This is a genomic window from Halarchaeum sp. P4 (assembly GCF_051195175.1).
Taxonomy (GTDB): domain Archaea; phylum Halobacteriota; class Halobacteria; order Halobacteriales; family Halobacteriaceae; genus Halarchaeum.
In genome coordinates, this window is sequence record NZ_JBNTKC010000001.1 from 1,212,859 (window position 1) to 1,236,297 (window position 23,439).

A 23,439-nucleotide genomic window follows, 5' to 3' on the forward strand; every position below is an offset into this window, starting at 1 on the left:
TACTGGATAAATAGCGTGGTGTATCGAATCAGGGACGGAACGCGGCGATGCGACCGTCACGGGTCGCGACGAACGCCGTGTCGCCCTCGACGACCGGGGGGGTGAGTTCGGTGCCCGGGTCGAGCGTCACGGAGCGCCGCTGCTCGCCGGTGGCGGCGTCGCGGACGACGAGCGTTGAGGGGACGGCGGCGTCCTCGGAGCGCGCGACGTACGCGACGAGCGACGACCCGGCGGTGAGGGTGCCATCGGCTTCGGCGTGGATGCCCCACTGGCGTTCGCCGGTGGCGGCGTCGAAGGCGTGCAGAAAGCCCTCCCGGCGCACGAAGAGGCGACCGCCGACCGGCGGCCCGGTGACGAGCCCACCCCACCCGGACTCGGCGGTCCACTGTTCCTCGCCGGTGGCGGCGTCGTAGGCCGCGGCGGGTTCGCCGCCCGCGTAGACGACGCCGTCAGCGGCCGCGTACGAGGGGACACGGCGGTTCGGACCCGCCCACCGAACCTCGCCGCTCTTCGGGTCGAGGCCGGCGAGAGACGGCATGTCCTCGGGCTCGAAGCCGGCGACGAACGTGTCCCCGGTGACGTGGACGCCGTCGGCGACGCCGCCCTGTTTCGACCAGCGCTCGCTCCCGTCGGCGAGCGAGACGGCGCGCAGTCCGGAGAACGTCGCGACGTACGCGCCGCCGGCGCCGAGCGCCCACTCCATCGGGTCGCCGACCGTCGCAGTCCACCGGACGTCGCCGTTCGCTGCGTCCAGCGCGTAGAGCGTCTCGCCCTCGTTCTGGATGTGGTCGTTGCTGGTGGCGGCGTAGACGCTGCCGTCGTGGACGCCGAGGAGCGTCAGGAACCGCGAGCCGTCCAGCGAGTACGTCCACGCTTCCTCCCCGGAGTCGGCGTGGAGCGCGACGACGCGGAAGCCCTCACCCAGCAGTCCACTCCGCGCGCCCGCGACGGCGTAGACGAGTCCGTCGCTGACGGTCGGTGTCGCGCCGGTGCCACCTGGCCCGCCGAAGAAGCCGGGGCCAGCGCTCGCACGCCAGCGTTCCTCGCCGGTCGCGGGGTCGAGCGAGACGAGTGTGCCGTCCCCGCGGCCCGCGTAGAGCGCGCCGCCAGCGAACGCCGGACCGAATCCGATCTCGCCATCGAGCGTGTACGTCCACGCGGCACCGGGAACGCTCGCGCCGGACGACGCGGTCGTGGACGTCCTCGGCGTCGTGGTGTCGCTCGTCGGCGCGCTACACCCCGCGAGGGCGGCGACGAGCGTCGCGCCGCCCGCACGGAGCGCGTCGCGTCGGGTGAGTCGGGACATACGCGACGCTACCAAGGGCGCGGGTAAGTGTCTCGTGGTGGGTGAAAGGGAGACTGCAGGCTACAGGTCGTCCTTCAGTTCACCGCCCATCGTGTAGTCGGCGGAGTTGTCCCGTGGCTCGTAGCCGAGAACGTCCTTCGCGCGCTCCAGCGAGTAGTACTTCCGGTCGTTGTCGGAGATGCCGTAGACGATTTCGTAGCCGTAGTCGGCCTCGATACAGCGCTCGAAGAGGTGCGCGCAGTCCCGGTAGGAGAGCCACATCGCCTGCCCGCGCTCGTAGTCGATGGGCGGGTGGCCCTTCGTGAGGTTGCCGATGCGCACGCAGACGACGGAGAGGCCGTGCTCGTCGTGGTAATACCGGCCTAAGGTCTCGCCGGCGGCCTTCGAGACGCCGTAGAGGTTCGACGGCCGGGGGAGCTCGTCCCCGTCGAGGAGGAAGTCGTCGTGCGTCCGGTAGATGTCTGGTTTCCGCTCGGTCTCGTAGTGGCCGACGGCGTGGTTCGAGGAGGCGAACGCCACCTTCTCGACGCCGGCGTCGACGGCGGCCTCGTAGACGGTCTGCGCGCCGTCGATGTTGTTCTGGAGGACGGAGTTCCACGGGGCGTCCGGTCGGGGGTCGCCGGCGAGGTGGATGACCGCGCCGACGCCCTCCATCGCGTCGCGGACGGCGTCGTCGTCGGTGACGTCCGCGACGACGAACTCGTGGTCGGTCTCCTCGGCGGGCGGCTCGCGGTCGAGGAACCGCCAGTCGTACTCCTCGGCGATACCTCCTCGGATGGCCTGCCCGACGCGACCCTCAGCGCCCGTGAGGAGAACCGGTTCGTCCATTCGCCTCACTCTGTGAGGGCGAGGATAAAGTAAGACGCGGTTTCAGCTACCGGCTGCGGTCGGCTGCGGCGTGACGCTCCCGGCGTCGTCCTCGTCCTCGCCTTCGAGTTGGTCGTAGGCGGCGACGGTGGCCGCGACGCCCAACACCACGAGGTAACTGGAGACGACCGCGGTCAGGAGGAAGCCGACGTACGGGACGAACCCGAAGACGGTGCCGGCGATGAGGTTGATGACGCCGGCGGCGATGGCGTAGATGGCGCCGAGGCCGAAGAGGCGGAGGCGGTTGCCGCTCGTGATCGACCACGAGCGTTTGAGCGCGGTGAGCGCGCCGTCGTCCTCGGCGGCGACGCGGAGCGGCGCGAACCAGAGCGCGGTGATGAGGAAGAAGAAGACGATCTGCCCGAGGACCGGGACGACGTTCACCAGCGCGACGACGAAGTAGGCGATGCCGAGCAGGACGTAGTGCCCGAACGCACCGAGCGCGCGGCGCGTGAAGAGGTCGCCTGTGAGCGCGTCGGCATCACCGACGAACGCCCGGAAGAGCGCGATGTAGACGAAGGCGAAGGCGACCGCGAGAAGGAGGTAGAGGACGGCGACCCCGCCCAGACCGATGGGGAGGACGGGCGCGCTGGTGAGGTCGGCGACCGACATCCCCTGTGGGAGGTCGCGTCCCTGCATCATTCGGGCGAGGTATGTCGATGCTGAGACACTCGCGAGGGCTTGGAGGACGGTCATGATGGCGACGAAGGAGAGCGCGACCCGTGTCGTGCTCTGTCCGACGCCGTCTTCGAGGGCCTGACCAATGTTCAGGGACATGTGTCAGGTCGTTCACCGTCTCGGCCCTTGGTCTTTACCCCGGTGTCAGCGGCCGGAACACCGCTCGACACGCCGTGAGCGCGTCCCGCACGTCGCGGGCCCGGACGATAATCGCTTTCAGGGCCGCACCCACAGAGCGAGTATGGTCAGCACCGCCGAGGAGGCGTGTTTCGAGGTCGGCATCAAGTTCGGGTCGCTCTACCACCAGTTCGCGGGGACGCCCGTGAGTCCGGAGAGCGCGCCAAGCCTCGAGCGCGCCATCGAGGAGTCCATCGAGAACCAGCCACACTGCGTCGAGGTGACTGTCGACGTCCGCACGGACGAACTGGAGGCCGAACTCGCCGAGTCGTCGGCGGAGTACACCGAGTTCACGGGTCGCTTCATGGAGGTCGAAGTCGTCGTCGACTACGAGGGGACGGAGGCGGTCGCCCGCATGGAGATGGAGGGCGACTACCCGCTGATGCGACTCGTCGAAGTCGAGTAGGGAGGCCGGGGCGCGGTTTTAAACGGGTGGGCGTCCGTAGCACGCGGTATGAGCCAATCGGATTTGAGCGACGAGGAACTGTTCGGCGAGGCGGCGAACGAAATCCGGGCGGACGTCGAGGAGCACCTCGCGGCGGCGCGCGAGGCCCTGCCGACGGCCTCGGCGGTCTGGGACGTCGAGGCGGACAACACGCTCGGCGTGCTGAACGGCCTGCGGACGGCGCTCGCCGTCGACGACGTCCAAGCGCACCTGCGGGACGCGAAGAAGTGGTACACCATCGGGGAGCGCGCGGACGCCTTCGAGGACGCCGAGGACTTGGAGGCGGAAATCGAGCGCATCGAGGACGTCCTCGACGACCTCGAGGAGGTGAGCGAGGCGGTCGGCGAGCTCGCCTCGACGATTCCCGAGCTCCGCGGCGAACTCGAAGAGCTCCACGCGGCGGGCGAGGAGGACACGGACGAAGAGAGCGAATAGCGCCACTCAGCGGTGCGGCAGGCGGTCAGTCTCGCGCGCGACGACGGCGTCGATGAGGTTGCAGAGTGCCTCGGTGGCGAGCAAGAGGAGTTCCTCGCCGCGCTCGGCATCGCCCTCAGCGGGATCGCCGACGACGCCGTTCTCGGAGAACTCCGCCGAGTCGTGCGCGAGGTTCGTGCCCGAAACCCACTCGCCCCAGCGCTCGCTCGCGCCGTCGCGAGCCGCCTCGACGCGGTCCTCGCGGACGAGGTCGGGGTCCGTGTGGCGGAGGAACGCGGTTTCGAGCGGGCCGGCGTGCCCCATCTCCGAGGAATGCTCGCCGACGGCGTCGAACCACGTGAACGGGACGGCATAGGCGTCGTCGTGGCGGCTAATCGTGGCACAGACTTCGCCGAGCGCGGGGACGTTCCCGCCGTGGCCGTTGACGACGACGACGTCCGTCCAGCCGTGGTGGGCGAGCGACTGCACCGTCTCGCGGACGTACGCGCGGAAGGTGTCGGGGCTGACCCAGAGCGTCCCGGTGAACTGACGGTGCTCCTCGGAGACGCCGACCGACACTGTGGGCGCGACGACGGCCTCGCCGTCGTAGGCGTCCGCGGCGGCCTCGGCGACGGTTTCGGCGGCGAGCGCGTCGGTTCCGAGGGGGGCGTGCGGGCCGTGCTGTTCGGTGCTCCCGACGGGGAGAAGGGCGACGTCGACTGCGGCGGCGTCGGCCTCCGTCCACGTGGCGTCTGCGAGGCGCATACGCGTCCCGGAGGGGCGGACGGGTCTTGTAGTCTCGGAGTCGAGAGAACGCGGCGCGTCGGGCGTCGAGTCCGTGCCAAACGACCTCATTCCGGACGGTTTCGCCGGTTTCTTGCGATACATGTTCGTAGTCAAATAGGTTAGGTGGCCAGAGAAACTAAGACGGATTACGTCCTACCGAAGGGTGAGCCATGCCGGAGTGTCAGAACTGTGGGTCCTTTGTGACCGACGCGTACTCGCGAGTGTTCACCCCGGACGGACTCAACGCGCCGCGCGTCTGTCCGAACTGCGAAGACAAGATCCGCGACGGGGCCGAAGTCCGCGAAGCCCGCTCGACCCGTCGCACGTAACGCCGCGCCGACCAGCCGCCACTCCTTCTCCACCCGTCAGAAGTCACGTCGCTTATACGCGAGTAGGCCCTGTAGTTGTGTAATGAGTGAGTCGGAGCCACAGGTCACGCGCCTGTTCGGCGGTCCCGGGAGCGGGAAGACGACGGCGCTCCTCGACCGCGTCGAGGAGATACTGGAAGACGACGACGTCGAGATTCGCGACGTACTCGTCGTCTCCTACACCCGGGCGGCCGCCGCCGAGGTGCGCGAGCGCCTCGCCGAGCGACTCGACGTCAACCCGCGCTCGCTGCGTGGGAACGTCAGTACGATGCACGCGAAGGCGTACGAACTGCTGAACCTCTCGCGGGGCGACGTCGTCGGCGAGGACGACAAGGAAGCCTTCTGCGAGGACTACGGCCTCCCCTACGAGGACGAGTACGCCTCCGGGTCGCGGCGCACCGCGCGCTCGACGACGCTCGGCAACAAGGTCATCGCGACCAGCCAGTGGCTCCAGCGAACGGGACGCGACGTCTCCGAATGGTACGACGTGCCGTTCCGCTGGGACGAGGAGGAGGTCCGCCTCCCGCCCGAAATCGACGAGAACGCCCAGGTCGGCAACAAGTACACGCCGACGTGGCCGTCGAGCGACGACCGCTACGACATCCCCGAGTCGATTCGCGCGTGGCGCACCTACAAGGGCGAGAACGACCTCGTCGGCTTCGCAGACATGCTCGAGCGCGTCCAGCAGCGCTCGCTCGTTCCGAACGTCGACTACCTCGTCATCGACGAGTTCCAGGACATCACCAACCTCCAGTATCAGGTCTACCAGGAGTGGCGACCCCACATGGAGTCCGTCCTCATCGCGGGTGACGACGACCAGGTCGTCTACGCGTGGCAGGGCGCCGACCCCGACCTCCTCCTCGAGACCCACGTCACGGAGAACGTCGTCCTCCCGAACTCCTACCGCCTCCCCTCGGAGGTGCTGAAGGTCGTCCAACAGGAGGTCAGTCACATCACGCACCGCCAGGAGAAGGACCTGAACCCGCGCAAGGAGGGCGGGACGGTCGAAGCCGTCGACTCGCCGTCGATGCTCGACCTCGTGCGGAACGTCCGCCGGACGATCGAGACCACCGACGAGACGGTGATGATCCTCTTCCGCGCGCGCTACCAGCTCTTCGACTTCGTCGACGAGTTCATCACCGAGGGCATCCCGTTCAAGGCGCTGACCGACCAGCGTCTCTGGACGGACCGCCTCCAGCAGTACGTCGAGGCCGTCGAGGCCATCGACGCCGGCGAACCCGTCAACGGCATTCAGGCCCGCCGGCTGATGGACATGCTGCAGGACTCGGCGTTCGGCACGAGCGACCGGAGCGACTTCCGCGACGAGATCGACGCCCGCCGCGCCGCCGAGGGCGAGGGCGACGAGGACGCCGACCTCGAGGAGCTCGAGTTCAGCGCGGAGTTCATCCGCGACTGGGTGCCCTTCGTCCCCGCGCCCGCAGCGGCCGCCGACATGCTCCGGAAGGTCACGCGCTACCAGCGCCGCTCCATCGACGCGTACTTCCGCGGCGACTATCAGGGGATGGACTCCGACCGCGTTCGCGTCGGGACCATCCACTCCGCGAAGGGTCGCGAGGCCGACCACGTCTTCCTCGCCACCGACCTCACGGAGAAGGTCGTCGAGCAGATGGCGGCCACCGTCGACCAGGACAACCTCCCCGAGGGCGTCGAGGAGTTCACGCGACAGACCGACCCGGTGCCGCTCCTCACGGACAACGAGCGCCGCGTCTTCTACGTCGGGATGTCCCGTGCGCGCGAGCGCCTCGTCCTCATGCAGAACCTCGTGACGGGTGCGCCGACACTCCCGCTCGACGTCCTGCTCTACGGCAAACCCACCGGCGAGACGCTGGAGGACGCGCTGGCTGACGCCGACGCGCCCATCTCCATCAATTAAATGTCGGCGCGGGGCACCACGGCAATCGAGCGTGCCCTCGCCGAGCGTGACGCGACGGCGTTCGTCCACGTCGGCGGCCGTCGCGACCCGGACTTCCGCTATCTCTCCGGTCTCTCACGACTCGACGAGCGGAGCGCGTACGTCCAGACCGCGGCCGGCGAGCGACTGCTCTGCCCGGCGGCCGGCGACGAGGACATCGCCGAAGCGGCGTTCGACGGCAGAGTCCGACCGGCGAGCGAGTTCGACGCGGGCGCGCCGGGCGAGCGCGCCGCCGAGCTCCTCGGCGAACGCGATGTGGCTGGAGACGGGGAAACGGTGCTCGTCACGCCGACGGTGCCGCACGCGACGGCCGTCTACCTCGAGCGCGCCGGCATCTCGGTGGCGTCGACGGACGCGCTGGAGCGGGCACGCGCGGTGAAGGACGAGGACGAAGTCGCACGCGTCCGAGCGGTACAGGAAGCAGCGACGGCCGGCGTCGCGCGCGCCGAACGGCTGCTCGCCGAGAGCGACGTAGGCGCGGACGGCCTCGTTCACGAGAACGATGCGGTGACGACCGGGTGGCTCGTCCGGCAAGTCGACGCCGCGCTCGCGGAAGCGGGTGTTTCTGGTGCGGAGAACACGCTCGTCGCGACGGGGACGGATGCCGCGACGCCACGGCTCGCGGACGACAAACGCGTGCAGACGGGCGAGACGGTGCTCGTCGACGTCGCGCCGCGCGGGCCCGAAGGGTATCACGGCCGTCTCGCGCGGACGTTCGTCGTCGAGAGCGAGGGCGGGTGGGATCGCCGCGCGCACCTCGCGGTGACGCGCGCCCGCGAGGCCGGCCTCGACGAGGTGGCGGCGGGTACCGCGGCGAACGTCGTCCACACGGAGACGGCGGCGGAAGTGATGGCGTACGGCTTCGACGTCGGCCCCGACGCGCCCAACGGGTTCTCGGGAACCGCGGGGTACGGTATCGGCCTCGACACGCGCGAAGCGCCGTCGCTCGCGACGAACGACGAGCTCGCGGCCGGACACGTCATCGCGCTCGCGCCCGAGGTACTTGACCCGAAGCGGGGCGGCATCCGCGTCGCGGACACCGTGCTCGTGACGGCGGACGGCTACGAGGTGCTCGCGGACTACCCGACGAGCATCACGCCGACGACCGACTAGTCGTCTTCGGGGTCTTTTGCGACGGTGCCGATGAGCCGTTCGGCGGCGCCCACGGCGACGTCGTCGGGCGTCGTGACGAAGCGTTCGACGCCGAGGACGAGCGCAGCTAACCCAAGAAAGAGGAGGGCGAGGGCGTCGCCGGCGAGCGCGAACTGTGCGCCGAGGAGGATGAGGGGCGCGCAAAACGCGAGCGTGACGACGAAGGAGAGTTGCGAGAGGATGCCCATCGACGTCCCCTAGCGCGTCGACGGGCGTAGATGTTGCGCCGAGAACGACAACACTTTCGTTACGCGTCCCGGATTCGGGATTATGTTCACGGGTATCGTCGAAGCCACCGGTCGCGTCACCGCGGTCGATGAGGGCGACGACGGCCGACGGCTCCGCATCGAGACCGACGACATCGCCGCGTTCTCGCACGGGCAGAGCGTCGCCGTCGACGGCGTCTGTCTCACCGTAGAAGAACACGGGACAGGATGGTTCTCGGTCTTCCTCGCCGAGGAGACCGTCGCGCGCACGAGCCTCGCCGGCCGCGAGGAGGACGACCGAGTGAACCTCGAACGCGCGCTCCCCGCGGACGGCCGCCTCGACGGCCACATCGTACAGGGCCACGTCGACACCATCACCGAGGTCGTCGCCGTCGAGCAGGTCGGCGAGGACTACCGCTACACGTTCACGCTCCCCGAGGGCCACGAGCGCTACGTCGCGGAGAAAGGCTCGGTCGCGCTCGACGGCGTGAGCCTGACCGTCGCGAGCGTGGACGACGACGCCGGGACGTTCGACGTCGCGCTCATCCCGACGACGCACGCGGAGACGACGCTCGGAGCGCGCGAACCCGGCGACGAGGTGAACGTCGAAGTCGACGTCGTCGCGAAGTACGTCGAACGACTCGACACCTATCAGGATTAGGGCCGGTCGTCGCCGACGTACTCGACGGCGGGCGTCAGGTCCTCGAAGGGGTCCTCGTAGGCCTTCTCCGCGCCGAGTTCCTCGTACTTCTGGCGGTAGCGCGAGAGCTTGCGGTAGAGGACGTAGAGGAAGAAGCCGTCGTAGACGAAGACGAACCCGATGAAGACGAGCGTCCCCCAGTTCGCCGCGATACCGGGGGCGACCATGCGGAGGACCGGGTCCATGTACGTCACTGCGGTGTTGTAGAACGCGTGGATGCCCGCCGCGATGACGAGGCCCTTCACGACGATAGGGCCGCGGTTGTCGGGGTTGAACTTCGCGAGCCCGAGGTAGTAGCCGGCGAACGCCGAGTAGATGACGTGCCCCGGGCCGGCGAACGTCCGGAGGGTCGCCGTCTGGAAGGCCTGGGCGAGTCCGGCCTGCATCGTCGCGCTGTTCGCGGCGCTCAGGAACTGGCCGGTGATGTAGATGGTGTTCTCGATGGTCGCGAAGCCGAGGCCGGCGGCCGCACCGTAGACTGCGCCATCGACGACGGCGTCGAACTTCTCCGAGCGGAAGGCGTAGAGGCGGACGGCGAGCCACTTCACCGTCTCCTCGACGGGGCCGACGACGACCCAGAAGAAGAGCACCATCCCGACGAGCGGGATCGCGGTGACGACGCCCTTGAGGACAGTGTTGAGCACGGCGGCGAAGCCGGCAAAGAGGAAGCCGAGCACGAACGTGATGACGAGCATCGGCAGTGGTTCGCGCATCGTCACGTCCATCCGCCAGACGTAGACGACGAGCGCCGCCGCCGGCACCACCGAGAACAGCACGTAGACGCCAAGAATCGGGTTCTGTATCGTCGCCGCGCCGACGATGAGGAACTGTGCGAGGAGGATGAGTATCGCGAGACCGACAACCGCCCAGCGACTCCCCCGAGTCAACCACGCGTGCAGCCGGACGGCGAAGTGGTCAAGCGACGTCCGGTCGTCCCACGACGTGACGTCGTAGAGGTCCTCGCCGTCTGCCACCCGCTGTATCGGGTCACGCTTCTGTGGCATAGGAGGCCGTACAGAGTCGGACTGCTAAGGTCTTCGGGCGGGTGCGGGGGCTAGGACCGGGGATAGCGACGTTTTTTCACCCGACGGGTCGTAGCTCGCGGTATGCTCTTCGACCAGCGGACGCGGAAGGCGCTCCGGGAAGCCGGTCTCTCCGCGGAGACGCTCCGCGAGGTGGAACGAGAGGTCACACAGGAGGCGCGCGCGACGGCCGACCAGGTGGTCGCGTTCTTCGACGAGCACGAGACGGTCTACTCCGACATGGACCAGACGCACTCCACCGCCGACTACCCCGAGCACGACGTCGACTACTGCGACCTCTTCACGCACAGTCAGGACGTCCGGGGCTTCCTCCGCTTCGACTCGTGGGGCGTCTACGTCGAGGGAGCGCGCGTCCTCGACGACGAGACGGTCGAACTCGAACTCGGGCAGGAAGTCCACGACCGGGTGCGGTTCGCGACGACGCGGGACGCTCTCGAATGACCGCGCCACGCGTCCGCGTTCGTGGCATCTACACGACCGCGCTCACCGCAGTCTGCCTCGACGCCGGCTTCGACGTCGTGCAGGCCTCCGGGCCCATCCGTGAGCGATTCGACGCCGACTTCGACGTCGCGTCAGCTGACGTCGCCGTCGAGACGACGGGCGACCGAGAGGGCGTCGGCGTCTCGGGCGACATGGAGAGCGTCGAGGCGGTCCGCGAGCGGTGTGTCGGCGTCGGCCGGGACGCCCTCAGCTGGACCGACCCCGTTCCCGCAGGTGCGATATTCGACGGGCACGTCACCGAGACGACCGGTGGCGGCGCGATACTCGACCTCGGCGAGGGTCGCGAAGCCTACCTGCCGTTCGACGCGGCGGACGGCTACGTCGACCCGGGTGACGACCTGCGCGTGCAGGTCCGGACGCCGGCGCCGCCGTGGCGGGACGGCCGCGCCACGGTTGCGACGACGCTCCGCACCCCCGGCGTCGGGAGCATCGCCGACCTCGAGGAGGGCGGCACGCTCGTCGCGGCGACGCCCGACGGCACGCCCGAGCACGAACTAGTCCAGACGACCGAACTCCTGAACGTCGACGTGCCGGACGACTGGGCGGTGCGCTGGGGGCACGCCGCCGAGGACGCGTCGCTTGAGGCCCTGCGCGAGGCGCTGGAAGCCGCCGTCGGGCGCGTCGACGCGCTGGAAGACGCACTCGCCGAGGCGGGCGACGTCGGCGAGCCGCGCGAACTCTACCGACCGCTGGAGACGGCGTGGGTCTGGTTCGGCCGGGAGTCGCGCTTCGCGCTCGACGACCATCGCGCGGGCGTCACGGCGACGATGCCGGGCCACCACCGGACGAAGGCCGCGACGCGCGCCGCGAGCACCGCCGTCGACTTCGCGGAGGCGGTCGGCGTCAGCGCCGAGTCGTTCCCGTTCGAGGCGGTGTCTTCGACGTTCGGCCCCAGAGAGGGCGACACCCTCACCATCGAGCACGGGAAGCCGAGCGGACGGCTCGTCACGCTCGGGTCGGGCAACGTCACCGCCTGCGACCCCGCGGAGGGGACGCTCACGCTCGAACGCGAGATGCACGCCGGCGGAACATACGACGCACTCGGGACGACGCGCGAGGCCGGCGACATCGCCGTCACGCGCCTCAAGGAGGGGCGCGAGTGGTACGCCACCGGCTACAAGTCCGAGGACGGCACGAGCAAGGGGACCTACGTGAACGTCTCGACGCCCGTGGAGCTCTTCCCGGACGCGATTCGCTACGTCGACCTCCACGTCGACGTCGTGAAATACCCCTCCGGGGAGGTCGAAATCGTCGACGAGGACGAACTCGAGGAGAGCGTCGAGGCCGGTGACGTCCCCCGTGACCTCGCGGACCGCGCGCTCGGCGTCGCCCAGCGTCTCGCGAAGGGGCTGCGCGACTGAGGGGGAATAGCGAACAGACGACGGGAGGTGTGTCTCGCGGGCGGCCCGCCGCCGGTTTCGTCTCGGCCGCGCCGCGACAGTGTTCTAGGAGATGGCCGAGGCTGGTCGCGTCCTCGGACGTGAAGGTACGGAGTGAGGAGAACAGACCACGGAGAGAACGTCCGGCGACCGAACGGGTCGAAGACACCGGAATCGCGCGAGAACGAGGTCCCCGCCGAGTCACGCTCGGCCGACCTCGCGTGACGGCCGCCGGTTCACCGAGCGCTTGGGCCGAGGAAGGGCTGAAGACTCTGACGACAAAAACCGTCGTCAGAAAGCGTCGCTTTCTGACTGAACAGTAGGAAGCTCGCTTCCTACAGTGGCGGAGCTTTTGCAAGGGCGGCGAAGCCGCCCGCTGCAAAAGGTCCGTTAGAAGTGCATCCCGTCGGAGTTCGGACTGCCTTCGCCGCGGCCGCCGCGCCCGCCCTCGTTCCGGTCAACGCCCATGTAGCTCTCGGCCTGGCCGGTGGTCCAGTCGCTCTCGGAGTCGTCGGAGAAACGGACAGTGACATCGGTGACGGCGTCGAAGTCGGCGGCGAGGTCGGTCTTGATGCGGTGAGCGGTCCGGGGGCTGATGCCGCAGCCCGCGCACGCGCCGCCGAGTTCGATGACGACTTCGCCCGCGTCGGGGTCGGCCTTCCGGACGGCGGAGTCGCCGCCGTGCATCTGGATGATGGGCATCTGGGCGGTGAGCCACCGCTCGACGCGCCCGTGGAAGTCCTCGCCCTCGCCGTCCGCCTCGCTGGCCTCGCTCATAGGTACGGGATGCATCCGCACGCGTGAAAGGGTTCTGGTGTCGGCGGCGATCGGAGGGGCCCACCCCCACACCGGATGTCGCGAGTTCCCGGACGGCGCGGGCGTCCGCCGGGGCTCACACACCGGATGTCGTGAGTTCCCCGCGGGAGGACGGAGTGCGGACGCGCACTCACACACCGGATGTCGTAAGTTCTGGTTCGACCACGGAGGCGAGTCGCCGGTCGCTCCGAGTGTGAGGAGCGTCGGCGACGGCACACCCACACCGAATGTCGTCTGTTCTGCCGCTCGTCGGACGCAGTGTCGCAGCGAGCGAGGCAGGCGCGTCAGAAGTAGGTGTTCGAGGGCAGTTCGATGTCGGCGTCGGACGCGAGGATGTCGACGACGGGGTCGGCGGCGACGGTGGCTCGATACTCGTTGTACCGGCCGCCCTGTCGGCCCTCGTTCGCCTGCGTCTTTGAGGCGAAGCCGAGCATCGCGAGTTCATCGAGTTGGTCGCGGAACCGGTCGAGTGAGAGCGGGTCGGAGCCATTGTAGGTGACGACGCGCTCGTACTGCTGGTAGACGTCCTTCGTCCGGGAGGCCGATTCGGTCCGCTCGGTCAAGTGGACGAGCGCGAGGAGGCTGTACTGGGCGTGAACCGTCTGGTCGCGAATCCGGTCCTCGATGCGGCCACGTTCGAGTTCGTCCTCGGCCTCATCGACGAGTGACTCGGTGAGCACGCCGTCGCGTTCCTCCGCGAGGTCGCCGGCGACCATCAGGAGTTCGAGCGCTTGGCGCGCGCTCCCGCGGTCCCGTGCGGCGATGGCCGCCGTCTTCCGGAGTGCGGCGGCGTCGTAGGTGTCGGGTCGGAGGGCCTTCGTCGCGCGCTGTTCGAGAATCGCGTAGAGTTGCTCGGCGTCGTACTGACTGAAATTTATCTCGCGCTCGCAGAGCGTGTCCTTCACCTTCGGCGAGAGGTTCTGGCGGAACTGGTAGTCGTTCGAGATGCCAATGATGCCGAGGCGGGCATTCTCGAGGTGGCCGTTCGCTCGGGCGCGCGGGAGTTGGTAGAGGAGGCCGTCGTCACTCCCGATGGAGTCGATTTCGTCGAGCGCGATGAGTATCGTCCCACCGATGTCATCGAGCTCGCGCCACAGCATGTTGTAGAGGTCCTGTGGCGCGTGCCCGGTCGCCGAAACCTGGTCGTGTGGGCCGCGAATCGCGTTCAAAAGCGCGATGAGCGCCTGATAGGACGTCGAAGAGTATTGGCAGTTAACGAGAAGCGTCGTAATCTCCGAGTCGACGGTTGGGTCCTCGTCAACCTCCGTTTCGAGGACTTCGAGGAGGTATTTCGTGACTGCCGTCTTCCCGACACCGGTCTTCCCGTAGATGAAGACGTTGTCGGGGTGGGCACCGTGGCGAGCGGGGTTGAGCGCGCTCGCGTAGGCCTGAATCTCGTCGTCGCGTTCGAGGATTTCGTCGGGTTCGTAGTCCTCCTTCAGGACGTCCCGATTCCGGAAGACGGACTCGAATTCCTCGAACGGACTCTCGGACATACCTAGTCGTCTCCCGCTTCCGTATATAACACCACCGATAGTCTGTATCGTTAGACACACCGGATGTCGCAAGTTCTCGTGGCGGGGATGAGACTGGCGACGCCGAAGGGGCCATCGAGTGCGGCGGCCACCGGCCGGCAGCGTCGTCAGTCTCTCCTCCTCGAAGCGAGGTCGGTCGCGTCGCGCGAGAACTTACGACATCCGGTGTGGGTGTGTGGGGGCGCCGTCGGAGACGTGAGAACAGACGACGCGAGGTGTGTCACCCATCGCGTCGCCGCGACACGCCGAGCGCCGGCCCGGATCGCACGAGAACTCGCGACATCTGGTGTGGGTGGGTCCCGGCTCAGAGGAGAGCATCGGGCGCCCGCGTCGCGTCCCGTAGAACAGACGACGCGAGGTGTGTCTCCTCAACGCCACGGACGAGAGCCGACGACAGACGCGAGAACAGACGACGTGAGGTGTGTCGGCGCCCCCGCCGCCGGGACCCGCGAGTCAGTGGATATTGGTCCGGTCGCCGGTCCCGCCCGTCAGCGCGGACGCGACGGCACCCTTCAGGACGACGTCGTCGCCGAGGTTCGTGAGGCGGATGTCCGGGACGTTGTTGAACACGGTTTCGTCGAGACGGTCGCGGACCGGGTCGAGGACGAGGTTGGGGTTGTTGAGCGCGACTGCGCCGCCGACGTAGATGACGAGCGGCGCGTACGACTGGGCGATGTTCGTGATGCCGAGGCTGTTCCAGTCGGCGAGCCGGTCGATAACGTAGTTCGCGAAGTCGTCCTCGCCCGCGTAGTCGAAGACGTCCTTCGCGGAGAATTCCTCGTCATCCACCGGCATCGCGGTGTCCGCGCCGTACTCCTCGGCGAGCTGGCGGGCGTAGCGCGGGATGTTGTTCCCCGAGCAGTACGCCTCCCAGTGTCCCTCGCGGCCACAGCCGCAGGTGCGCCCGCCGTCGGGGTCGACGACCATGTGGCCGACCTCGCCGGCGTTGCCGTCCCACCCGGAGAGGACGTTCCCGTCGACGGTGACGCCGGCGCCGATGCCCGACGAGATGGTGAGGTAGACCATGTCGTCGGGGTTGCGGTCGCTGTGGAAGCGCTCGCCGATGACGCCGGCGACGGTGTCATTGTGGAGGTAGACGCGCTCCGACTGAACGAGTTCGCGGACGGGGCCGACGAGCGGGATACGCCCGATTCCCTCCGGCAGGTTCGCCGGGTTGTCGATTGCCCCGTCTGCGAGGTCGAGCGGGCCGATACTCCCAATCCCGGCCGCCGTGACGTCCTCCGGGTCGACACCGACGTCCGCGCAAGCCGTCCGGATGGCCGCGAGGACCGCCTCCGTGACGGCGATACCGGATGGCCCCTTCGGTGTCGCGCGGCGGTCCGTGCTGAGTACGACGCCCTCTTCGTCCGCCACCGCGGCCCGAAGGTTCGTCGCCCCGAGGTCGACGCCCACGTAGTACGGCATCTACCCCGTACTGGCCACCCCGGCGACTTAACTGCACAGATTTCTGGCTCGGTTCGAGATGGTCGCGTACACGGCTCTCCCCGTCGGGACGGCGGAAAAAGTGCGAGGGTGAGTCGCGTACTCGTCGCGAGCGCGCGGCTCGTTCCCCGCGACGCCGCGTTACTCGCCGCGGACGAACGTCACGGGACAGGGCGCGGAGAGCATGACCTCCTGCGCCGTGGACCCGAAGACCGCCTTCCCGGTGGGCGAGCGCTTGCGGCCGCCGACGATGACGAGGTCGGCGTCCTCGTCCTCCGCGAGGCCGACAATCTGTTCGCCGTGGGGGCCGATGGCACCGCGGACGGTGAAATCGACGCCCACGTCGTCGAGTTCGCGCGAAATCGTGCGGATGGTCGCGTGGCGGCGCGCCACCTCGTCGGAGGTGACGTCGTCACCGCTGACGTTGAGGTTGTTGAGCGTGGAGTCGTACTCGTCGTCGGTGAAGACGTGTGCGAGCACGACGTCCGCGTCAAGCGGTGCCGCGAGGTCAACGAGCGTCGATGCGAGTTCCTCAGTCCGCTCGGCGTCGCCCGGACCGACGGCGAGCAGGATTTTCTCGATGGCCATGTCTCCATCATTCTGCGGCGTCCCCTTAAATATATAGCCGCGACGCGGGACTGTACGCGCGTGCTCCGAGCAGACCTATCAGGCAGAACGGCACTCGTCACCGGGAGCGCGAAGGGCGTCGGGCGTGGCATCGCACTCGCACTCGCCGCGGACGGCGCGAACGTCGCCGTCCACTACCACGGGAGCGAGGCCGCCGCGCACGCCACCGCGGAGGAGGCCGAGGAGCGTGGCGCTCCAGACACGATGACCGTGCAGGCCGACGTGACGGACGAGGCGAGCGTCGACACCGCCTTCGACGCCGTCGAGGACGAGCTCGGCGAGGTAGACGTTCTCGTGAATAACGTCGGGGACTTCGCGCCCTCCCACTGGGCCGAGCAGGACGTCGCGGACTGGCGGCGGGTCTACGAGACGAACCTCGTCGGGACGATGCTCTGCGCGCGCCGCGCGCTCCCCGGAATGCGCGAGCAGGAGTGGGGCCGCATCGTCAACGTCGGTTACTCGTCGTCGGAGAAGGGTCTCGTCGCCCCGAAGAATTTCCCGTACTTCGCCGCGAAGACCGGCGTCCTGATGTTCACGCGCATGCTCGCCGCCGACACGCAGTCTGATGGCATCACGGTCAACGCCGTCTCACCCTACGTCGTCGAGACCTCGGACGAGTTCCCCGAGGAAGCCCCGCGCGGCCGCTGGGCGGACATCGGCGACCTCGTCCAGGTCGTCCGGTTCTTCTGCGACGCCGACTCCGACTACGTCTCCGGGGAGAACGTCGAAGTCGACGGCGGGTGGCTCCCCGAGGACGTCTGAGACCCACCGAAAAAGCACTTGCCGCTCAACTCCGTGTCGTCCGTATGCGACCGCTCGCAATCGCTGTCGGCGTGATACTGATCGGTGTGGCGGCCTACACGGTCAGTGACCCGATGTCGCGCTCGCGGAACTGGGTCTCGGCCGCCGAGTGGGAGCGCGACCCCGAGCGCGCACGGGCGAAACAGGAGCAGTACGCCCTGCTCGCCGCGAGCGGCGTCGGCGGTCTCGGAGTGTTCCTCGTCCTGTTCGGCCTCGTGAGCGGGTAGCCCCGCCAGAGGAGGCCAACTCAGGTTCGCTCGCGTTCGAGGTCTAGCTCCCCTCGAGCGCGTCGAGCACGCATGCGGCGGCGACGACGGCTTCCTTCGGCACGTCGCTCGCGTCGTCGATGGTGACCGTGTACTTGTCCTTGAGGGAGAACTGCCCGGAGATTCGTCCGACGTGGTCGCCATCGGCGTCCTTAATTTCGTACTTGTGGGGGATGAGGCCGGCGGCGCCGACGAAGTGCCGGAGAACTTCGAGGAGTTTGTTCTGCGAGCGGATCGTGGCGAGCGCCGCGCCGGTGTCCGGGTCCCGGACCGTCCAGTTCTCCGCGAACAGCGAGTAGTCCTCGTCGAGGACGACGACGTCCTCGCCCGTCGCGGCGTCGACGATGGCGTAGTTGCCCGCGATGTCCATGATGCCGCCGGCCTTCACGGTGAAGGCGTCGTTGCCGTCGGCGTCGACGAACGGGAACTCCTCCTTCAGCTTGAGCATCTTCTGTTTCCCGCGGAGGACGACGTTCCCGGCGGCGTCGCGGACCGCGTACTTGTTGCGGACGAGCGACTGGACGACTTCGTAGCGGTCGCCGTCCAGCTCGACGGTGGAGATGTCGTAGTCGGCCATACCGACGAGTGCGCCGGCGACGCGGAAAAAGAACGGGGGCGGATCGACGCCGTTGGCGACCTCGGCACCCAGTATGTGACCCATACCCACAGACCGGAGTGTCGACCCGCGAAACGGGCGCGCGTGCGGGGGAGTGATTCGGTTAAGTGCGTCCGGCGCTAGGGTTTCCGCAACGAATGACACCGAGTCGACTCGCAGACCGCGCGGCGGAGACGATGGGGACGACGCGATGAGCGAGGACTACATCACCGTCCGGGGGGCGGAAGAACACAACCTGAAGGACCTCGACGTGGAGATTCCGCGCGAGGAGTTCACGGTCGTCACCGGCCTCTCCGGGTCGGGGAAGTCGTCGCTCGCGTTCGAGACCATCTACGCGGAAGGCCAGCGGCGCTACATCGAGTCGCTGTCGGCGTACGCCCGGAACTTCCTCGGGCAGATGGACAAGCCACAGGTCGAGTCCGTGGAGGGGCTCTCGCCCGCCATCAGCATTGACCAGAAGAACGCGGCGAACAACCCCCGCTCGACTGTCGGGACGGTCACGGAGCTCCACGACTACCTGCGCCTGCTCTACGCGCGCGTCGGCACGCCGCACTGCCCGGAGTGTGGGCGCGAGGTCGGCGAGCAGTCCGCCCAGCAGATGGTGCGGCGCATCATGGAACTCCCCGAAGGGACGAAGGCGAAACTCGCCGCGCCGGTCGTACGCGACCAGAAGGGCGCGTTCGACGACCTCTTCGAGGACCTCCTCTCCGAGGGTTACGCCCGCGTCGAGGTCGACGGCGAGCAGTACGACCTCGCGACCGACACCCCGGACCTCGACGAGAACTTCGACCACACGGTCGACGTGGTCGTCGACCGCGTGAAGGTCACAGAGGACGCGCGCTCGCGCATCACCGACTCCGTCGAGACGGCCCTCGAGGAGGCGGACGGTGTTCTGAAGGTCATCGTCCCGGACCCCGACGAGGGCGTCGAACTCGGCGGCGCGACCGCGCGCGCGACCGGCGACCTCGCCGGCGAGGAGGACGACCGCCTCGTCGTCGAGTTCAGCGAGGAGCTCGCGTGTACGCACTGCGGCATCGACATCAGCGAAATCGAGACGCGCTCGTTCTCCTTCAACAGCCCGCACGGCGCGTGTCCGGAGTGTGAGGGCATCGGCGAGACGAAGGAGGTCTCCGAGGACCTCGTCGTTCAGGACGAGTCCAAGCCCATCAAGCACGTCTTCGAGCCGTGGAGCTACAACCGCTCCTACTACCGGAACATGCTCGACAACGTCGCCGAGCACTTCGGCGTCAGCGTCGACACGCCGTTCGAGGAACTCGACGAGGCGACCCAGCAAGCCTTCATTTGGGGGACCGACGAGGAAGTCGTCTTCGAGAAGCAGACGAAGAACGGCGTCCGGCGCAAGACCGAGCAGTTCGAGGGCGTCGTCCCGAACCTCGAACGTCGCTACGTCGAGACGGACTCCGACCGCGTGCGCGAGCACATCGAGGACTTCATGAGCGTCACGACGTGCCCGGCCTGCGAGGGGACGCGCCTCAAGCCCGAGTCGCGCGCCGTGCTCGTTGATGGCACCTCCATCACCGAGGTGAACCGGATGAGCATCGCGGACGCTCTCGAGCACTTCGAGGACGTCGAGGGGAGTTTCTCCGAGCGCGAGCAGAAAATCGCCGAGGAGATCCTGAAGGAGATCCGCGCGCGCCTCGGCTTCATGACCGAGGTCGGCCTCGACTACCTGACGCTCGATCGCGAGGCCTCGACGCTCTCCGGCGGAGAGTCCCAGCGCATCCGCCTCGCCACCCAGATCGGGAGCGGGCTCGTCGGCGTCCTCTACGTCCTCGACGAGCCGAGTATCGGCCTCCACCAGCGGGACAACGACCGCCTGCTGAACACCTTGGAGGAACTGCGCGACCTCGGAAACACCCTGCTCGTCGTCGAGCACGACGAGGAGACGATGCGGCGCGCGGACGAAATCGTCGACATGGGACCCGGCCCGGGTCGCCACGGCGGCGAAGTCGTCGCCCAAGGGCCCTACGAGGAGATCCTCGAGTCCGACGAGTCCATCACCGCGGACTACCTCGCCGGCCGGAAGCAGATTCCCGTCCCCGAGGAGCGCCGCGACTGGGCGGACTCGCTGACGGTGCGGGGCGCGCGCCAGCACAACCTGAAGGACCTCGACGTCGACATCCCCGTCGGCGCGTTCACCGCGATTACGGGCGTCTCCGGGAGCGGGAAGTCCACGCTGATGCACGACGTCCTCTACGAGGGGCTCGCGCGCGCGATGAACGACAACACGAGCGTCGAGCCGGGCGAGCACGACGGCATCGAGGGCACCGAGCACATCGAGACGGTGCGCCTCATCGACCAGTCACCCATCGGTCGCACGCCGCGCTCGAACCCCGCGACGTACACCGGCGTCTTCGACTACGTCCGTGAGAAGTTCGCGCAGACGAAACTCGCCCAGCAGCGCGGCTACGACAAGGGCCGCTTCTCGTTCAACGTGAAGGGCGGGCGCTGTGAGGAGTGTGGCGGACAGGGCACCGTCAAGATCGAGATGAACTTCCTCAGCGACGTCCACGTCCCCTGCGAGGAGTGTGGCGGCGCGCGCTACAACGACGAGACGCTCGACGTCACCTACAAGGGAAAGACCATCGCGGACGTCCTCGAGATGAGCGTCGAGGAGGCCCTCGAGTTCTTCGAGGCGGACAGCCGCCTCGCCCGCCGCCTCCAGCTCCTGAGCGACGTCGGCCTCGACTACATGCGTCTCGGCCAGCCCTCGACGACGCTCTCGGGCGGTGAGGCCCAGCGCGTGAAGCTCGCGGAGGAACTCGGGAAGAAGGCGACCGGCGACACGCTCTACCTGCTCGACGAGCCGACCACCGGCCTCCACAGCGAGGACGAGCGCAAGCTCGTCGACGTCCTCCAGCGGCTCACCGACCGCGGGAACTCCGTCGTCGTCATCGAGCACGAGCTCGACCTCGTGAAGAACGCCGACCACGTCATCGACCTCGGTCCTGAGGGCGGCGAGGCCGGCGGCGAAATCGTCGCCACCGGCACTCCCGAGGAGCTTGCCGAAGTCGAGGAAAGCTACACGGGCCGGTATCTCCGGGACAAACTCCCGAAAGTCGACCTCGAGGGGCCGCGCAGCGACCGCGAGAAACCCGAGGCCCCCGCGCCCGCGCAGGACGACTGAGGAAGGACTGACCGCGCGAACGTGGCTCGACACCGTCGCCGTACCGGAGCATGAGCGACCGACGTCGGCGACTGACGCGGCCGACATCGGGTGACACTGGGGTTACTCGCACGGGCACGCCCCGCCGCGGCCCGTAGGCTCTTTTGACGGACGCACGACTATACTGTCGTGAGCCAGCAGAAGTCCGACTACATCGAGAACGTCGACGTGAACGAGGAGAAGTGGGACGCCCACCCGAGCGAGGCCGAACTCGAGGAGGCCGTCGAGAGCCTCGAAGCGAGCGGCTTCGAAGTCGAAGTCGTCGCGGACGCCGAGGAAGCCCTCGCGTTCGTCCAGGAGACGATTCCCGAGGGCGCCTCGGTCATGAACGGTCACTCGACGACCCTCGAGGAAATCGGCTTCATGGAGTACCTGAACGAGGGCGACCACGACTGGGAGAACCTCTACGGTGAGGTCTTCAGCATCGACGACGACGAGGCGCGCGCGAAGGCCCGCCGCGAGGCTCAGACCGCCGACTACTTCCTCGGCAGCGTCAACGCAATCGGCCGCGAGGACGGCACGCTCGTCGCCGCCGACCTCTCCGGGAGCCGCATCGGCGCCTACCCGTTCGCCGCGCAGCACGTCGTCACCGTCGCCGGCGTGAACAAGGTCGTCGCCGACGAGGACGCCGCCCGCGAGCGCCTCCAGGAGTACGCCTACGAGTTCGAGAACCAGCGCGCCCAGGACGCCTACGGCGTCGAGAGCTACCCCTCCAAGGAGCTCGTCTATCGGCAGGAAGGCACCGAGGGCCGCACGACGGTCGTCCTCGTCGAGGAGACGCTCGGCTACTAACGCACCAGTTCCTTTTTCGCGTCAGGCGACGCTCTCGCCACAGACCGGACAGCGTCGCGTCCCACCGTCGGCCTCGAGGTCGGTTCGTTCACCGGTCCACCCACAGACGGCACACTGCTCGTACTGTGTCGCCGACATCACGTCGGGATGTGACTTCGAGCCCCAAAAGTGACACGCCGCCAAGAGTACGACGCCGAACGGTCCGGGGTGGGCACGCGACGGCTGGGTCGCGATTGAGGAGTGACCGGGAAGCCTATACGGACCTGCGGGGTACTGCGGGGTATGTACGACTTCGCAGTCGTCGGCGTCGGCCCACCGGGTGCGCGCTTCGCCCGTCGGGCGGCCGAACGCGGCTACGACGTCGTCGCGTTCGAACGCGGCGAGGTCGGGAAACCCCTCGCGTGTTCGGGCCACGTCTCGCTCGACGTCTGGGAGTACGTCCCCGAGAGCGAACGCGAGCACCTCCACCAGAACGACATCTACGGTGCGCGCTTCCACACGGGCGGCCCCGACAGTCGCGCCCACGAGTTCTACTACACGGACCGCCCGGTGTCGAACGCCGTGGACCGCGTCGAGTTGGACAAGGCGCTCGCGCGCGCCGCCGAGGACGCCGGTGCGGAGGTCCACGACGGCCACACGGTGACCGCGGTCCGCGAACAGCCGGGCTACGTCGAGCTCGACGTCCGGAGCGCGGACGGCGACGAGACGGTCGAGGCGCGGATGGTCGCCGGCTGTGACGGCCCGCGCTCGCGCGTTCGCGCCGAGCTCGGCCTCCCCGACCCGGAGGAGTTCCTCCACGGCGTGCTCGCGTTCGACCCCGAACCGGACGATGATGACTTCGTCGACGTCCACCTCACCGTCCCGGGCTTCTTCGCGTGGCGCATCCCGCGCGGCGAGGCGGGCGTCGAGTACGGCCTCGCCGCCACGCCGGACGAGTCGGGTGACGTCGCCGCGCGCTTCGACGAGTTCGTCGCGGAGTACGGCGTCGCGGACGACATCGAGCACCGCTGCTCGGGCCTGATTCCGGTCGGCCCGCCCGACACGGTGACGGCCCAGCGGGGCTTCCTCCTCGGCGACGCCGCCGGGATGACGAAGCCGTTCACCGGCGGGGGCATCCTCTACGGGATGACCGCCGCCGACATCGCCGCCGAGACCGTCCACCCGCAGGACCCGACGACGCTCCCCGACTTCGAGGAGGCGTGGCGCGACGAACTCGGCCGGGACATCTCGCTCGGCAAACTCATCCGGAAGGGGTACGACGCGCCGTGGCCCCTGCAGAAAGCCGGGATGTGGCTCTTCGAGGGCGAAATCGGCGTCCACATGGACCGGCCGAGCACGCTCTTCTCGGCGGAGCAAGTGAAGGCGCTGTTCAGCCGCTGAACGCGGTTTTCTCCGTCTCGC

General features: G+C 68.4%; 24 protein-coding genes. 13 read left to right on the top strand and 11 right to left on the bottom strand.

Going from position 1 to position 23,439, the window contains the following annotated elements; translation table 11 throughout:
* Positions 1-28: 28 nt before the first annotated feature.
* From ACQUS8_RS06520 to ACQUS8_RS06530, 3 genes are read right to left on the bottom strand one after another with little or no spacing between them, the layout of a single operon-like run.
* On the bottom strand, positions 29-1,306 hold the full coding sequence (locus tag ACQUS8_RS06520) for a PQQ-binding-like beta-propeller repeat protein (RefSeq protein WP_435098640.1): 1,278 nt from the start codon (positions 1,304-1,306) through the stop codon (positions 29-31).
* 60 nt (positions 1,307-1,366) lie between these two features.
* Complete coding sequence (gene azf, locus ACQUS8_RS06525; RefSeq protein WP_435098643.1) at positions 1,367-2,134, bottom strand: NAD-dependent glucose-6-phosphate dehydrogenase Azf; 768 nt, start codon at positions 2,132-2,134, stop codon at positions 1,367-1,369.
* 42 nt (positions 2,135-2,176) lie between these two features.
* Positions 2,177-2,950, bottom strand: a complete 774-nt coding sequence (locus ACQUS8_RS06530) for a hypothetical protein (RefSeq protein WP_435098646.1) — start codon at positions 2,948-2,950, stop codon at positions 2,177-2,179.
* Between the two features lie 142 nt (positions 2,951-3,092).
* Between ACQUS8_RS06530 and ACQUS8_RS06535 the strand changes: the two genes are divergently transcribed.
* A complete protein-coding gene (locus ACQUS8_RS06535) occupies positions 3,093-3,434 on the top strand; it encodes a dihydroneopterin aldolase family protein (RefSeq protein WP_435098648.1) in 342 nt (113 codons plus the stop codon).
* A 48-nt stretch (positions 3,435-3,482) separates the two neighbouring features.
* Positions 3,483-3,908, top strand: coding sequence for a DUF5790 family protein (locus ACQUS8_RS06540; protein WP_435098651.1), 426 nt, complete (start codon positions 3,483-3,485; stop codon positions 3,906-3,908).
* 6 nt (positions 3,909-3,914) lie between these two features.
* On the opposite strand, the gene ACQUS8_RS06545 is transcribed toward ACQUS8_RS06540, so the two are convergent.
* On the bottom strand, positions 3,915-4,652 hold the full coding sequence (locus ACQUS8_RS06545; RefSeq protein WP_435098654.1) for a creatininase family protein: 738 nt from the start codon (positions 4,650-4,652) through the stop codon (positions 3,915-3,917).
* A 191-nt stretch (positions 4,653-4,843) separates the two neighbouring features.
* Here ACQUS8_RS06545 and ACQUS8_RS06550 point away from each other — a divergent pair, with 191 nt between their 5' ends.
* From ACQUS8_RS06550 to ACQUS8_RS06560, 3 genes are all read left to right on the top strand, one after another.
* On the top strand, positions 4,844-5,002 hold the full coding sequence (locus ACQUS8_RS06550) for a DUF7563 family protein (protein ID WP_435098657.1): 159 nt from the start codon (positions 4,844-4,846) through the stop codon (positions 5,000-5,002).
* An 82-nt stretch (positions 5,003-5,084) separates the two neighbouring features.
* Positions 5,085-6,935, top strand: coding sequence for a UvrD-helicase domain-containing protein (locus ACQUS8_RS06555; protein ID WP_435098660.1), 1,851 nt, complete (start codon positions 5,085-5,087; stop codon positions 6,933-6,935).
* Entirely contained in the window at positions 6,936-8,087 is a 1,152-nt protein-coding gene (locus tag ACQUS8_RS06560) for a M24 family metallopeptidase (protein WP_435098663.1), read from the top strand. It abuts the gene before it with no gap.
* On the opposite strand, the gene ACQUS8_RS06565 is transcribed toward ACQUS8_RS06560, so the two are convergent.
* Entirely contained in the window at positions 8,084-8,314 is a 231-nt protein-coding gene (locus tag ACQUS8_RS06565; protein WP_435098665.1) for a DUF7533 family protein, read from the bottom strand. The genes ACQUS8_RS06560 and ACQUS8_RS06565 overlap by 4 nt on opposite strands.
* 82 nt (positions 8,315-8,396) lie before the next feature.
* Here ACQUS8_RS06565 and ACQUS8_RS06570 point away from each other — a divergent pair, with 82 nt between their 5' ends.
* Positions 8,397-8,993 carry a riboflavin synthase gene (locus ACQUS8_RS06570; protein WP_435098667.1) on the top strand — a complete coding sequence of 199 codons (597 nt, stop codon included), beginning with the start codon at positions 8,397-8,399 and terminating at the stop codon, positions 8,991-8,993.
* Here the strand turns inward: ACQUS8_RS06570 and ACQUS8_RS06575 are convergent.
* A complete protein-coding gene (locus ACQUS8_RS06575) occupies positions 8,990-10,036 on the bottom strand; it encodes a PrsW family intramembrane metalloprotease (protein WP_435098669.1) in 1,047 nt (348 codons plus the stop codon). The genes ACQUS8_RS06570 and ACQUS8_RS06575 overlap by 4 nt on opposite strands.
* Before the next feature lie 102 nt (positions 10,037-10,138).
* Here ACQUS8_RS06575 and ACQUS8_RS06580 point away from each other — a divergent pair, with 102 nt between their 5' ends.
* Both ACQUS8_RS06580 and ACQUS8_RS06585 read left to right on the top strand, forming a co-directional pair.
* Complete coding sequence (locus ACQUS8_RS06580; RefSeq protein ID WP_435098671.1) at positions 10,139-10,516, top strand: DUF7532 family protein; 378 nt, start codon at positions 10,139-10,141, stop codon at positions 10,514-10,516.
* Complete coding sequence (locus ACQUS8_RS06585) at positions 10,513-11,937, top strand: DUF402 domain-containing protein (RefSeq protein ID WP_435098673.1); 1,425 nt, start codon at positions 10,513-10,515, stop codon at positions 11,935-11,937. The genes ACQUS8_RS06580 and ACQUS8_RS06585 overlap by 4 nt, the downstream gene beginning before the upstream one ends.
* A gap of 408 nt (positions 11,938-12,345) precedes the next feature.
* Here ACQUS8_RS06585 and ACQUS8_RS06590 read toward each other — a convergent pair whose 3' ends face one another.
* The 4 genes from ACQUS8_RS06590 to ACQUS8_RS06605 form a co-directional block, all read right to left on the bottom strand.
* On the bottom strand, positions 12,346-12,732 hold the full coding sequence (locus ACQUS8_RS06590; protein ID WP_435098675.1) for a NifU family protein: 387 nt from the start codon (positions 12,730-12,732) through the stop codon (positions 12,346-12,348).
* A 323-nt stretch (positions 12,733-13,055) separates the two neighbouring features.
* Positions 13,056-14,267: an orc1/cdc6 family replication initiation protein gene (locus ACQUS8_RS06595; RefSeq protein ID WP_435098677.1), complete on the bottom strand. Its 1,212-nt coding sequence runs from the start codon at positions 14,265-14,267 to the stop codon at positions 13,056-13,058.
* Between the two features lie 492 nt (positions 14,268-14,759).
* Positions 14,760-15,731 carry an ROK family protein gene (locus ACQUS8_RS06600; protein WP_435098679.1) on the bottom strand — a complete coding sequence of 324 codons (972 nt, stop codon included), beginning with the start codon at positions 15,729-15,731 and terminating at the stop codon, positions 14,760-14,762.
* Positions 15,732-15,890: 159 nt separating this feature from the next.
* A complete protein-coding gene (locus ACQUS8_RS06605) occupies positions 15,891-16,337 on the bottom strand; it encodes a universal stress protein (protein WP_435098681.1) in 447 nt (148 codons plus the stop codon).
* Positions 16,338-16,397: 60 nt separating this feature from the next.
* On the opposite strand from ACQUS8_RS06605, the gene ACQUS8_RS06610 reads away from it, so the two are divergent.
* Both ACQUS8_RS06610 and ACQUS8_RS06615 read left to right on the top strand, forming a co-directional pair.
* Positions 16,398-17,138, top strand: a complete 741-nt coding sequence (locus tag ACQUS8_RS06610; RefSeq protein ID WP_435098684.1) for an SDR family NAD(P)-dependent oxidoreductase — start codon at positions 16,398-16,400, stop codon at positions 17,136-17,138.
* Positions 17,139-17,182: 44 nt separating this feature from the next.
* The gene (locus tag ACQUS8_RS06615) at positions 17,183-17,404 is read left to right on the top strand and encodes a hypothetical protein (RefSeq protein ID WP_435098687.1); all 222 of its coding nucleotides are present in this window, start codon (positions 17,183-17,185) and stop codon (positions 17,402-17,404) included.
* 43 nt (positions 17,405-17,447) lie between these two features.
* On the opposite strand, the gene ACQUS8_RS06620 is transcribed toward ACQUS8_RS06615, so the two are convergent.
* Positions 17,448-18,020, bottom strand: coding sequence for an LURP-one-related/scramblase family protein (locus ACQUS8_RS06620; protein ID WP_435098690.1), 573 nt, complete (start codon positions 18,018-18,020; stop codon positions 17,448-17,450).
* 229 nt (positions 18,021-18,249) lie between these two features.
* On the opposite strand from ACQUS8_RS06620, the gene uvrA reads away from it, so the two are divergent.
* From uvrA to ACQUS8_RS06635, 3 genes are all read left to right on the top strand, one after another.
* A complete protein-coding gene (gene uvrA / locus ACQUS8_RS06625) occupies positions 18,250-21,207 on the top strand; it encodes an excinuclease ABC subunit UvrA (protein ID WP_435098693.1) in 2,958 nt (985 codons plus the stop codon).
* Between the two features lie 168 nt (positions 21,208-21,375).
* Positions 21,376-22,038 (top strand): lactate utilization protein, encoded by a 663-nt coding sequence (locus tag ACQUS8_RS06630; RefSeq protein WP_435098696.1) that lies wholly within the window; start codon positions 21,376-21,378, stop codon positions 22,036-22,038.
* A 282-nt stretch (positions 22,039-22,320) separates the two neighbouring features.
* Positions 22,321-23,418 (top strand): geranylgeranyl reductase family protein, encoded by a 1,098-nt coding sequence (locus ACQUS8_RS06635; RefSeq protein WP_435098699.1) that lies wholly within the window; start codon positions 22,321-22,323, stop codon positions 23,416-23,418.
* Positions 23,419-23,439: the final 21 nt, after the last annotated feature.